The 13380-nt window shown below is 44.0% G+C and carries 10 protein-coding genes; 7 read left to right on the forward strand and 3 right to left on the reverse strand.

Translation table 11 applies throughout. From position 1 onward, the window contains the following. Positions 1-31: 31 nt before the first annotated feature. Positions 32-1228, forward strand: a complete 1197-nt coding sequence (locus M5X66_RS02520) for an amino acid aminotransferase (RefSeq protein ID WP_036955033.1) — start codon at positions 32-34, stop codon at positions 1226-1228. A 103-nt stretch (positions 1229-1331) separates the two neighbouring features. On the opposite strand, the gene uvrA is transcribed toward M5X66_RS02520, so the two are convergent. Then, positions 1332-4166, reverse strand: coding sequence for an excinuclease ABC subunit UvrA (gene uvrA, locus M5X66_RS02525; protein WP_036955029.1), 2835 nt, complete (start codon positions 4164-4166; stop codon positions 1332-1334). A 343-nt stretch (positions 4167-4509) separates the two neighbouring features. Here uvrA and M5X66_RS02530 point away from each other — a divergent pair, with 343 nt between their 5' ends. The 4 genes from M5X66_RS02530 (at position 4510) to ilvN (ending at position 7509) form a co-directional block, all read left to right on the forward strand. After that, positions 4510-5028, forward strand: a complete 519-nt coding sequence (locus tag M5X66_RS02530; RefSeq protein WP_036955024.1) for a single-stranded DNA-binding protein — start codon at positions 4510-4512, stop codon at positions 5026-5028. A gap of 302 nt (positions 5029-5330) precedes the next feature. Next, complete coding sequence (gene ivbL / locus M5X66_RS02535; RefSeq protein ID WP_108479355.1) at positions 5331-5420, forward strand: ilvB operon leader peptide IvbL; 90 nt, start codon at positions 5331-5333, stop codon at positions 5418-5420. Positions 5421-5524: 104 nt separating this feature from the next. Next, positions 5525-7222, forward strand: coding sequence for an acetolactate synthase large subunit (ilvB, locus tag M5X66_RS02540; protein ID WP_036955019.1), 1698 nt, complete (start codon positions 5525-5527; stop codon positions 7220-7222). A gap of 2 nt (positions 7223-7224) precedes the next feature. After that, the gene (ilvN, locus tag M5X66_RS02545; RefSeq protein WP_036955016.1) at positions 7225-7509 is read left to right on the forward strand and encodes an acetolactate synthase small subunit; all 285 of its coding nucleotides are present in this window, start codon (positions 7225-7227) and stop codon (positions 7507-7509) included. 45 nt (positions 7510-7554) lie between these two features. On the opposite strand, the gene M5X66_RS02550 is transcribed toward ilvN, so the two are convergent. Then, on the reverse strand, positions 7555-8112 hold the full coding sequence (locus M5X66_RS02550) for a helix-turn-helix domain-containing protein (protein WP_036955464.1): 558 nt from the start codon (positions 8110-8112) through the stop codon (positions 7555-7557). A 339-nt stretch (positions 8113-8451) separates the two neighbouring features. Between M5X66_RS02550 and M5X66_RS02555 the strand changes: the two genes are divergently transcribed. After that, complete coding sequence (locus tag M5X66_RS02555; protein ID WP_108479336.1) at positions 8452-9648, forward strand: MFS transporter; 1197 nt, start codon at positions 8452-8454, stop codon at positions 9646-9648. 68 nt (positions 9649-9716) lie between these two features. Here M5X66_RS02555 and M5X66_RS02560 read toward each other — a convergent pair whose 3' ends face one another. After that, positions 9717-11402, reverse strand: a complete 1686-nt coding sequence (locus M5X66_RS02560; RefSeq protein WP_270103854.1) for an ArnT family glycosyltransferase — start codon at positions 11400-11402, stop codon at positions 9717-9719. Positions 11403-11954: 552 nt separating this feature from the next. Here M5X66_RS02560 and M5X66_RS02565 point away from each other — a divergent pair. Then, on the forward strand, positions 11955-13301 hold the full coding sequence (locus tag M5X66_RS02565; RefSeq protein ID WP_036955005.1) for an NCS2 family permease: 1347 nt from the start codon (positions 11955-11957) through the stop codon (positions 13299-13301). Positions 13302-13380 lie beyond the last annotated feature (79 nt).

Raw genomic sequence — 13380 nt, forward strand, 5'->3', positions numbered from 1 at the left:
ATAAAGAAAACCTACAAGTAGGAGATATCCTGTGTACCAACATGTTGATGCTTATCCGGGCGACCCAATTTTGTCGCTGATGGATGAATTTAATAAAGATACTCGTGAAGGCAAAATTAACCTGAGTATTGGTCTTTATTATGATGCAGAGGGGAAAACCCCTGAGCTGGAAACCGTCGGCACAGCGAAAGCTGCACTGAGAAAACTTCCGGCAAGTGCATCGCTTTATCTGCCAATGGAAGGTTTGAAAGATTACCGTACTGAATTACAAAAATTGGTGTTCGGTGAAGATTGTCCGCTAATTGCTCAAGAGCGTATTGCTACCGTACAAACCATCGGTGGTTCTGGCGCACTGAAAATTGGGGCTGATTTTTTACACCATTATTTCCCGAATTCAGAAGTCTGGTGCAGTAACCCAACATGGGAAAACCACGCCTCTATCTTCTCTGGCGCAGGCACGAAAGTGCATTACTACCCTTATTTCGATGAAAAAACTAAAGGGGTTAAGTTTGATGAAATGCTGGAAACCTTCAAGAAGTTACCAGAGAACAGCATCATCTTAATGCACCCTTGCTGCCATAACCCAACCGGCTCGGATTTAACCCCAGCTCAGTGGGATGAAGTGACGAAAGTGGCACTTGAACACAAATTGATCCCATTCTTAGATATCGCATATCAAGGTTTTGCGGAAGGTATCGATGAAGATGCTTATGCAATTCGCACGATGGTAAAAGCGGGTCTGCCAGTATTCGTCAGCAATTCATTCTCGAAAATCTTTGGTATCTACGGTGAACGTGCGGGTGGTTTATCTGTTATCTGTAAAGATAAAGATGAGCGCGACCGCGTGTTGGGTCAATTGAAAGCGGGTGTCCGTCGTCTGTATTCAAGCCCACCGTCTAACGGCGCAAAAATTGTTGCGGCAGTACTGACTGATAGCCAACAAAAAGCCAAATGGCTGGACGAAGTGGAAGAGATGCGTTTGCGTATTTTAGATATGCGTACTGTTTTGGTGGATGAGCTGAAAAAAGCACTACCAAACAAAAACTTCGACCACTTGTTAAAACAGCGCGGTATGTTTAGCTACACGGGTTTTTCTCAACAACAAGTTGACCGTCTGAAAGATGAGTTTGCGGTTTATTTAGTTGGAACAGGTCGCGTGTGTATGGCAGGTGTAAACCGTCATAACGTGAAGCGTATCGTGGAAGCGTTCGCGGCAGTTAGCCAGTAATCGTTAGTAACGAACGGTTATATAAGCATTAAAAAGGGGAACTGAGTTCCCCTTTTTCTATTTTGATTGGCGGTTTCTGTTAACTATTTTTACTTCAGTTAACTCAGTAGCCACGCGCTAAGATAGGCTTCAAGAAACGCGCAGTATGGGATTTTTCACACTCAGCCACTTGCTCAGGGGTACCTGAAATTAAAATCTCACCTCCACCGCTACCACCTTCTGGGCCTAGGTCAACAATCCAGTCTGCCGTTTTGATCACATCCAAGTTATGCTCGATGACGACGATGGTATTGCCTTGATCACGCAATTGGTGCAAGACAACAAGCAGTTGCTGGATATCGGCAAAGTGCAATCCGGTGGTTGGCTCATCCAAGATATAGATGGTCTGTCCGGTGCCGCGTTTAGACAACTCGCGAGCTAATTTTACGCGCTGGGCTTCACCGCCGGATAAGGTTGTCGCAGATTGACCTAAGCGAATGTAGGAGAGACCCACATCCATCAGCGTTTGCAGCTTACGCGCTAGCGCAGGCACGGCATCAAAGAATTCGCGGGACTCTTCGATGGTCATATCCAACACTTCATGAATGCTTTTACCTTTGTATTTGATTTCTAAGGTTTCGCGGTTATAGCGCTTACCTTTACATTGGTCACACGGCACATAGACATCGGGCAGGAAGTGCATTTCCACCTTAATTACCCCATCCCCTTGGCAGGCTTCACAACGACCGCCTTTCACGTTAAAGCTGAAACGCCCTGGGTTATAGCCACGAGTCCGTGATTCTGGTACACCTGCGAACAGCTCACGAATTGGCGTAAATATACCCGTATAAGTGGCTGGGTTAGAACGCGGTGTACGTCCAATAGGGCTTTGGTCGATATCGATCACTTTATCGAAATGCTCTAAACCTTCGACATTGGTATACGGCGCAGGGTTAATCACTGTTGCCCCATTTAACTGGCGCTGAGCAATTGGAAATAGCGTATCGTTGATGAGCGTGGATTTACCGGAACCAGAAACCCCTGTAATACATGTAAATAAGCCAACAGGAATATTCAGGGTGACATTCTTCAGGTTGTTGCCTGTTGCGCCCATCACCGTCAACACTTTATCTTTATTAAATGGAACCCGCATTTGTGGGATATCAATCTTGCGCTCACCACTTAAGAATTTACCCGTTAAGGATTCTGGGTTAGCAACGATATCTTCCAATGTACCTTGCGCCACAATTTGACCACCGTGAACACCGGCACCTGGACCAATATCAATCACATGGTCAGCAGCGCGGATCGCATCTTCATCGTGCTCAACCACAATCACGGTGTTCCCTAAGTTACGTAGGTGAATCAGGGTTTCCAGTAATCGGTCATTATCGCGCTGGTGGAGCCCGATAGACGGTTCATCCAGCACATACATCACACCGACCAGACCCGCACCGATTTGGCTTGCTAGACGGATACGTTGGGCCTCACCGCCGGATAATGTTTCTGCGGAGCGTGAAAGGCTTAAGTAATTGAGTCCCACATTCACTAAGAACTTTAGACGGTCGCTGATCTCTTTCAGGATTTTTTCGGCAATCTTGGCGCGTTGCCCACTGAGTTTTAAGTTTTGGAAAAACTCCATTGCATGACCGATGCTGTAATCTGCAATTTCAGGCAGGGTGGTATTTTCCACAAACACAAAGCGAGCTTCTTTACGCAGACGGGTTCCGGAGCAAGTCACACAAGGGCGGTTGCTAATGTATTTTGCTAACTCTTCGCGCACCGCGGTGGATTCCGTTTCTTTATAACGGCGTTCCATATTGTTAAGCACACCTTCGAACGGATGGTGGCGTACGGTAATATCTCCGCGATCATTACGATATTTGAATTCAATAGTTTCTTTGCCTGAACCATACAAAATTACTTTTTGAATAGCTGGGCTGAGTGAGTCATAGGGGGCTTCAACATCAAACTTATAGTGTTCGCCCAATGACATTAGCATCTGAAAATAATAGAAATTACGACGATCCCAGCCGCGAATAGCCCCGCCCGCAAGGGAAATTTCGGGATTTTGAATCACACGCTCAGGATCAAAAAATTGCTGAACCCCTAAGCCGTCGCAGCTTGGGCAAGCCCCTGCTGGGTTGTTGAATGAGAACAGGCGTGGCTCTAACTCCATCATACTATAGCCACAAACAGGGCACGCAAAGTTAGCAGAGAACACTAATTCTTCGGCTTTTGAGTCATCCATATCAGCGACAACAGCGGTGCCGCCAGATAACTCGAGTGCAGTTTCAAAGGATTCTGCAAGACGCTGGGCGATATCGTCGCGTACTTTGAAACGGTCAACCACGACTTCAATGGTATGTTTTTTCTGTAACTCGAGTTTTGGTGGATCGGATAAATCACAAACTTCACCATCAATACGGGCGCGAATATACCCTTGGCTCGCTAAGTTATCGAGTAACTTAACGTGCTCACCTTTACGTTCTTTTACGACCGGAGCCAGCAGCATCATGCGGCGATCGGTCGGCTGTGCGAGGACGTTATCCACCATCTGGCTAACGGTTTGTGCCGCAAGCGGAATATCATGATCAGGGCAGCGTGGCTCACCTACACGGGCAAACAATAGACGCAGGTAATCATGGATCTCGGTGATGGTCCCAACCGTTGAACGTGGGTTATGAGAAGTGGATTTCTGTTCAATGGAGATAGCAGGCGACAGCCCTTCGATATGGTCAACATCCGGCTTTTCCATTAAAGAAAGGAATTGACGAGCATACGCGGATAGTGACTCAACATAACGACGCTGACCTTCAGCATAGAGGGTATCAAAGGCAAGGGAAGATTTCCCTGAACCAGATAGCCCTGTAATAACTATCAGCTTGTCTCGGGGGATGATGAGATTGATATTTTTTAGGTTATGCGTGCGTGCGCCGCGGACTTCGATATTCTCCATTTACCACTTCCCGAATGAATTGATAGTGAACAAAAATGAACTTGGTAGTCTTAATTAACGAGCCAGTATTAATAAACGATTTAGTATTGCACAAAATTTGCTGAATGGATATACAGTATATGTGCTCTTTATATTTCATTCCATAGGGGACTGATAGCAACTTATCTGTGACGCCAATAATTAGCGTCTATACTAAAAATCAGTAATGCAGATTTCACTTAAATTTGGAAAGCGCTTCGCAACTTCTCATCAGCAATCTCAATTTATGGTGCAATACAGATAGGTCGTGGTAAACTTCACGGTCAGTCCAGAGATTAAAAATTCAATGCATCAGGAGTAATAAATGGCCACCAGAGGCGTAAATAAAGTAATTCTTATCGGTAACTTAGGACAAGATCCAGAAATCCGTTATATGCCTAACGGCGGAGCTGTCGCTAACCTGACTCTGGCAACTTCTGAAAGTTGGCGTGACAAGCAAACCGGTGAAATGCGTGAAAAAACCGAATGGCACCGTGTTGTGATTTTCGGTAAATTAGCAGAAGTTGCTGGTGAATACCTGAAAAAAGGTTCACAAGTTTATATCGAAGGTTCATTGCAAACCCGTAAATGGCAAGACCAAAGCGGTCAAGATCGCTACACCACCGAAGTTGTGGTGAATATCGGCGGTTCAATGCAAATGCTGGGTGGTCGCGGCGGCGATGCACCATCACAAGGTCAAAGTGGCGGTCAAGGCGGTTGGGGTCAACCACAACAGCCACAAGCAGCACAACAATTCAGTGGCGGCGGCGCAGCTCCAGCGCGTTCACCAGCGCCACAAACCAATGAACCACCAATGGATTTTGATGACGATATCCCATTCTAATTTCTAAATTAGAAAATCAAAATCATCGATTAAGGCCCTTAATTTTAAGGGCTTTAATTTTTTATGAGCAAATTCAACTCAAATTATCACAACTCAACAACATTCTGTGATATGCCTCTCATTTGAAATCCACAACCAAGAAAAACGAAAAAAAGGGTTGTGAAGGTTAGGGTTTTATGGTTTCTTAGATGCAGCAAACACAAAAATGAAAAATCAGACAGACTTTAGCTAAACAAGAAATTCATTAAATATGGATTTTAGCTAAATCAGACAGAATTAAATTACAGGAAACTCTCGTGAAAATGACTGCTAACCGTTCAAACCTACTACTTACCGCGCCACTAGCCGCGGTAGTCGTGCGTGTGGTGGTGGTCGTGGGCTTAGCGCCGTAACGGGAACAAATCACGCGATTTAGAAACCCCGCCGGCGCAAACCGAGCGGGGTTTTTTTATGACCTAAAACTCGGATCCGCAGGCTAGTGAAGGAATAAAAAATTATGAGCGAGTCGGGCACAACATCACCACAAAAAAACTGTTTTACAGGCGCAGAATTGATAGTCCATTTGTTGGAAAAACATGGCATTACCATCGTTTCTGGTATCCCTGGTGGGGCTGCATTGCCATTTTATGATGCGCTGGGGCAAAGCAAAAAAATTCGCCACATACTGGCGCGTCACGAGCAAGGTGCGGGTTTTATTGCACAGGGAATTGCACGTAGCACAGGCAAAGCAGCGGTGTGTATTTCCTCAAGCGGTCCTGGTGCCACTAACCTAGTGACAGCCATTGCGGATGCTAAGCTGGATTCAATTCCACTGGTATGCATCACTGCGCAAGTGCCATCTTCGATGATTGGTACCGATGCGTTTCAGGAAGTTGATACTTACGGTATTTCAATTCCAATTACGAAACACAACTATTTGGTACGCAGCATTGAAGACCTACCTCGTGTTATCTGCGAAGCATTTCGTATTGCTGAGTCTGGGCGTCCAGGACCTGTTTGGATTGATATTCCAAAAGATGTACAGACTGCGACCATTGAGTTAGATGCGCTGCCAGAGATTTTACCGAAAGATAAAGCCCCAAGTTTTGATATGGAAAAAGTAATCCAAGCGGCGGAAATGATCAACCGTGCGAAGCGTCCTGTACTCTATTTCGGTGGAGGGGTGATTAGCTCAGATTCAACCGCGACGGCTATCGCTTTTGCGGAAAAAGCCTCTTTACCAACGACAATGACCTTGATGGCGTTGGGAACGATCCCAATGCGTCACCCGCTGTATTTGGGCATGTTGGGTATGCATGCGGCACGAAGCACGAACATGATCATGGAAGAGTCTGATTTACTGATTGTTATCGGTGCTCGCTTTGATGATCGCGCCATTGGTAAAGCGGAAAAGTTCTGCCCGAATGCCAAAATTATTCATGTTGATATCGATAAAGCGGAAATCAGTAAAATCAAACGTCCAGACATTGCTATCCATGCGGATGCGGGGCAGATTTTGGAGCTGTTGCTGCCATTAGTTGAGCGCAATGATCGTCAAGAGTGGGTTCAGCAAGTTAATGATCTGAAAAATAATTATCCGCTGAATTTAGCCAATGCGGATGATCCATTAGATCATTATGGTTTGGTATTAGCCACCGCACGCGCAGCAGGGGAAGAGGCGATTGTTACAACGGATGTTGGGCAACATCAAATGTGGGCGGCGCAAGCTTACCCATTATCACGACCTCGCCAATGGTTAACATCCGGTGGTTTGGGCACCATGGGCTTTGGTTTACCGGCAGCCATTGGCGCGGCATTGGCTCACCCAGATAAAACCATCGTTTGTTTCTCTGGTGATGGTAGCTTGATGATGAATATTCAGGAACTGGCAACGGCGGCGGAGCATCAATTAAACATTAAGATAGTTTTAATGAACAACCAAGCACTGGGCATGGTTCATCAGCAGCAAGATCTGTTTTTTGAGAATCGTATCTTTGCAGCAGCTTACCCGTATCAGACCGACTTTATTAAAATTGCCTCTGGGTTTGGTTTCCAAACGTGCGATTTAAATAATGAATCCGACCCTGAAATGGCGCTGGAAGCGATTATGAACACTAAAGGACCTTGCTTAATTCATGCCCTGATTGATGTCAATCAGAAGGTATATCCAATGGTTCCTCCTGGTGCCGCTAATATTGATATGATCGGAGCGTAATTATGGTATTTGAACATCAACCAATCGCCTTAGAATTAATTGTTCGCAACCATCCGGGCGTCATGTCACATATTTGTGGGTTGTTTGCGCGTCGGGCCTTTAACGTGGATGGTATCCTATGTATGCCAATTAAAGATAAGGACGAAAGCCGAATTTGGTTATTAGTTCAGAAAGATGAGCGTTTATCGCAGATGGTCAACCAAGTTGAGAAATTGGAAGACGTCCGCGAAGTTCGTTTTAGCGATGACTTGCGTGTGTTTGAAACCATGCAGGATTATTTGCAGTAATTCTGAATGAATGTGGTCAGCCTACAAGGATTGTGGGCTGACTTATTAAACTCCATCACTCAAATGTGAATAGGTCATCACGACGGTGGCGTGTACATCCCCCTCAATACATAAGTAAGCGTGAGGAAAGTCTCCGCTGAAAGCGTAAAAATCTCCAGCCTCAAGAACGACATTTTGCTCATCGTCTAAGCGCAGCATAAGGGAGCCCGCGTGTACCATAATGTGTTCATGGGTGCCGACCATATGCGCGGGGCTGTTAATAATTGCACCTCGTTTCATACTGAGTTGCCAAATTTCAGAGACGTTTCCCATACTGATACGGAATTTAAATTGCTCTAAATAATCGCCTTCAAGCTGTGTGGCCTTCACCAAATAGGGATAAGATTCATTTTGGCGTGTAAATAAGTCACTGAGCGGAAAACGTAGCGCAGCTGCAATGGACTCTAAGGTGTCGATGCGCGGGTTTGAATCCCCTGATTCCAACTTAGAAAGAGCGGCTTTGGAGATCCCTGATAAGTGGGAAAGCTCACTCAGAGAAAGGTTTCTCGCCTGACGCAACAGACGTACTTTCTGGCCAATTTTTATATTTATTTTATTTTCCACGACACTGTCTTCCACAATATTATTTTTATAAATTCTCATTTCTGCTGCCAATTCTAACATCTTAAATATGAAATGTCAGAAACCCGATATTATGAAAATAATATTTTGCTGAATGCGAATAAATGGAAAAATAATCTAAAAATTATTTTTTAAATACACAGTTATAAAAATAAGATTTATTGTTTTTCAGTGTGTTATTTTGTTGAATAAATTCATGATATAATTTAATTTGTATTATTCTAATGACTGAATGTGTCACAGTGTTTTATTTCAAATAAATAATATCTTTTCGGAGTTTATATCTGACAATTAATCCTAGTTGAGCAGATTAATACAAAAATGAGCCCTGCTAATTCGAGTTTTCAACATTTTCGACGTTCTGCTTCTTTTGCTATTTTTACGATTACAACCAGCATTGCCGTTATCGGCATCGTGATTGGTCTCAGTATCCCGATGGTGGCGCTGCGACTGAATAATTTTGGTGTGAGTGAATTGTACATTGGCATTATCTCTGCGGCTCCTGCCTTGGGAATGTTTTTGATTGCCCCTGTGGTACAGCGTATTGTGAAGTGGTGTGGAAAGCGCAAAGCTATGTTAATCGCGACGGTGATCTCCGCCATTAGCTTACTGCCACTACTAAGTTCATTGCCTTTATGGCTACTTTTCCCTTTGCGGTTGATTACGGGACTTGCAAGTGGTGTGATGATTTGTTTGGGGGAAACGTGGATCAACGAATTATCCCCTGAAAACAAGAGAGGGCGGATATTGGCTATTTACACGACGGTATTTACTGTGAGCCAATTATTAGGTCCGTCATTTATTGCCTATTACGGTGTGGAAGATAAATCGCCTCTGTTTATTTGTACCTTGATTCACTTAATTTCTGTGGCTTTATTCCTACTGATGGATCAGAAAGTGGGAGATAGGCTCGCAGAAACGGCGTCAGAATCTAACTTTTCAATTGTGCAATTCGTGAAAGTTGCCCCTGGAATTTGTGCCGGAATCCTATTTTTTGCTTTTTTCGATGGCACTATCTTGTCGATGTTCCCAATTTACGGGATGGGCATGGGGCATACCGAGGCGGTTGCGGCGATGATGATCAGTGCAATTTTGGCAGGAGATGCGATTATGCAGATGCCGTTTGGTTGGTTAGCTGATCATATGAATCGCGAAAAATTGTATCGTATTTGTGGCGTGGTGACGTTAGGAGCCAGCATGCTGCTGCCATTCTTAATTACTCACACTTACTTTATCTGGGTTTTATTGTTTGTGTTGGGGGCGACAGCTGGCGCCATTTACACCATCGCTTTAGTGCAGATTGGTCAATACTTCAGAGGGAATGAGCTGATTATTGCTAACGCCGCAGCGGCAATGTTATGGGGTATAGGTAACCTTTCTGGTCCGTTATTGGCAGGGGCTGCAACGGCGATTTCGCCATCAGGTCTGCCAATATTATTGATTGGAATAGCGGGGCTATTTTTATGGTTTACCCGTGAAAAATATGGTGCTCAAGCCATTGAGCAACAAGCTCAGTAACGTCTTTTTATCACCAATGTATTAAAAAATCCCCGAGTTTTGTCTCGGGGATTTTTATTCGCAACCAACTATTCTATTACTCGATAAACCACTAAATTTTCGCGAAATTCATCAGGACGATGATTTGACCAAAACAATTCCATGTCTTCAGGAGCGGGTTGAATTTCTTTGGATAATACAATCAGCCATCGGCATTGTTGTGGTTTTTCAAATTCCATCTGTCTTTGATGCAAAATACCGGTGTAGTAATAGAGCATCGGCGCTTCTGATTCCCCAAGGTTTTCGGAAGCCATGCAGTCATTTTGGGTAAATTGCCCTTCTAAATGATGTCGAAGATCCAGGAAAACCCCTTCGTAGCCTTTTGAATAATCAATCCAACCAACAAATAATGTGAGAATAATGCTCCACACACTCACCATTCCCAGTGACCAGTTTCTTATCGCTTGGAAAGCGCTGCTTGATGAGGAAATAAGATGATTGCGGAAGAACCAAAAACAGGTAATAAAAATACCCGCTATCAACGCAAATACAGAAAAATGCATTTGGTAATCAAGAGGTAGCCAACGACCAAAAACAGGCAACCATTGGGCGTGATGACCCGTTAATACGATAGCGTAGCAAGCCCACAGAAAGAGAATTACCCCAGACCAGAAGAAGGCGGCGAAGCGTGCGAATGCGTTTAAGACTTTCTCTGAAAACCAGCCAAGAGCCTGTACAGCGAGGAGCGCCATCGGAGCAATAAAGGGCAGTAAATAGAGCGCTCGCCCACTGGCAGACATTTGCAAGAATACCACGCCAAGGACAGGAAATATGGCAATCAAATATTCATTATGATCACGCAGGCGTCTGAGCGGATGACGTAAAAAATAGGCAGTTGCCAGTAGCCCAGCAGGAAGCGCAAAAAATGCGACTGCAGAAGGAATACGCGTGAAATTGGCTTTAGCCCCTAACTTCTCAACGGAGAATCCAAGGAAGCGACCAATGTTATTTTCCCAAAACCAAGTCACGAACAGCTCGGGATGCTGTACATACAGCATGACTGGCCAAGGTAGAATTGCAATGAGGGCAACCAAACCCGCGAATAGTGCGGGTAGCCAAAACTGTTTAGATCGGCATTGAATAAGAAATACAGGTGCCAAAAATAGGCTGATCCACAGAACGCCGGGAATAAACACGCCTTTAGATAAGGTGGTGATAATGGTGCCAAGGCACAGCCAGAAGGCGGACGCGGTAATTTTTTGTTGCTGAATTAACCCTAATAAGCCATATAAACCGATGGTTGCTCCGGTCATTAATGAAACATCCGTGAACATTTCATGGGTGTGACGTAATATTCCTGGTGCACAAACATACAGTGCAAAGGCTATCCAAATACGGGCATCAGAAAAGCTGTCGGATTTAAAAAAGCGACGAGCTAATAAAATAAAAAATGAAAAATTAATAATAGAAAAAAATAAGCTCGCACTGCGTGCGGCATCGTATAACGGCATCATTCCCGATAATAAATGAGCAAAAACCGTCGCCGTCCAATAATAGAATGGCGGTTTTTCCATAAAAGGCTCACCCGCATTGGTAGGAACCAGCCAATTACCCGTTTCATACATCGTTTGAATAATACCAAAACTGTAGTTTTCATCCTGCTTCCATGGACTATGCCCATAAATCCCGGGAAGGAGATAAATCAGTAAAAATACAGCAAAAAGTATTAAGGCACTTTTTGGTATTGTTTTAATTGAGGCTGTAATGGTTGACATAATATTTATAGCGAGTGTTAAGTATTATTAAAAAATATATTTATAAAAATAATCACCAGGGAAATGAGTTAGTTAATTAGTATTAGAAAGTAAATATGTTCATAAACAGACTATTTATTAAAAACTCAATATTAGTGGGGATTTTAGCAACACTCTCACGCGTATATTTAAACAAAGAGTATATAGAACGGAATATGACTGACTTTTATGGAAGATTGTAAGAATATGACACAGTTTTTATGGTTCATGGTTAAAAAATGGCCAGCCATAAAACACTTGATCAATTCCCCCCTTTCGAACGATAATTACGCTCTTCACAATTCGCCTCACTTTGTTCTAAAAGCCAAACGTTTGCGCACTGTTCCTAGAGAGTCATTCTGTTCACCAGTTATCTCGGTTCAGTGAACATTTATCAAAAAGGTAATCGTTTACGTGAGTTTCAGTTTGAGGTGATATTCGCTAAGTTATCAAGCAAAAATGAATAAATGCTTATAAAAAACTTAGCAAAAATAGTGACATAGAATTTTCTAAAATTAATAGCAGAGGTATACCATGGCAGGCCAACAGGCTTCATCCAATTGCAAATTGGATTCATATTTTAAGATCACAGCGCGTGGCTCATCAGTGCGCCGCGAAATCATTGCGGGATTAACGACATTCTTAGCGATGGTTTATTCTGTCATCGTGGTGCCGGGTATGTTAGGACAAGCAGGCTTTCCACCTACTGCTGTGTTTATCGCAACCTGTTTAGTGGCAGGTTTCGGTTCTTTATTAATGGGGTTATGGGCGAATCTGCCAATGGCAATTGGCTGTGCAATCTCATTAACCGCGTTTACTGCCTTTAGCTTGGTGTTAGGGCAACATATTAGTATTCCAGTTGCGCTGGGTGCCGTATTCTTAATGGGGTGTTTATTCACCATTATCTCTGTGACAGGTATCCGTAGTTGGATTTTACGTAACATGCCAATGGGCGTGGCTCACGGTACGGGTATTGGCATCGGTCTGTTTTTATTGTTGATAGCAGCAACGGGCGTTGGCTTAGTGGTTAAAAACCCAAATGCAGGTTTACCTGTTGCGTTGGGTGAATTCACTTCATTCCCTGTTTTAATGTCTCTGATTGGTTTAGCGGTAATTTTCGGTTTAGAAAAACGCCGTGTACCAGGTGGGGTGTTATTAGTCATTATCGCGATTTCGATTATTGGTTTGATTTTCGACCCAGCCGTTAAATACCAAGGTTTCTTTAAACTGCCTTCATTCGGTGAAGATGGTTTAGCGCTGATGTTCAGTATGGATATCATGGGCGCACTTCAAGCGGCGGTTCTGCCAAGTGTTCTGGCATTAGTGATGACAGCAGTTTTTGATGCAACAGGGACTATCCGCGCTGTTGCGGGTCAAGCGAACTTGCTGGATAAAGACGGTCAGATTATCGATGGTGGAAAAGCATTAACCGCTGACTCTGTCAGCAGCATTTTTGCTGGGGCGATCGGCGCATCACCCGCTGCGGTATATATTGAATCCGCAGCAGGAACTGCAGCAGGCGGCCGTACAGGTTTAACCGCCGTAGTTGTTGGTGTTTTATTCTTATTTATCTTGTTCTTATCGCCATTATCTTATCTGGTACCTGCCTATGCAACAGCACCAGCGCTGATGTATGTGGGTCTGCTGATGCTGAGCAATGTCTCGAAATTAGATTTCGATGATTTTGTGGATTCGATGTCAGGTTTACTGTGTGCGGTATTCATCGTATTAACCTGTAATATCGTCACCGGTATTATGTTAGGTTTCGCATCACTGGTTATCGGGCGTATTTGTGCGGGTGAGTGGCGTAAACTGAATATTGGTAGCGTAGTTATCGCAGTTCTGCTGGTAGCGTTTTATGCTGCCGACCTCGCTATCTAAAGGTAATTCTAATGATAGGGCGGCAGCTGCTGTCGCCCTTTAACGGATTGTTGCGATTCGTTCTAAAGTCCAAATTATT

The organism is Providencia sp. PROV188 (assembly GCF_027595165.1).
GTDB lineage: Bacteria > Pseudomonadota > Gammaproteobacteria > Enterobacterales > Enterobacteriaceae > Providencia > Providencia lanzhouensis.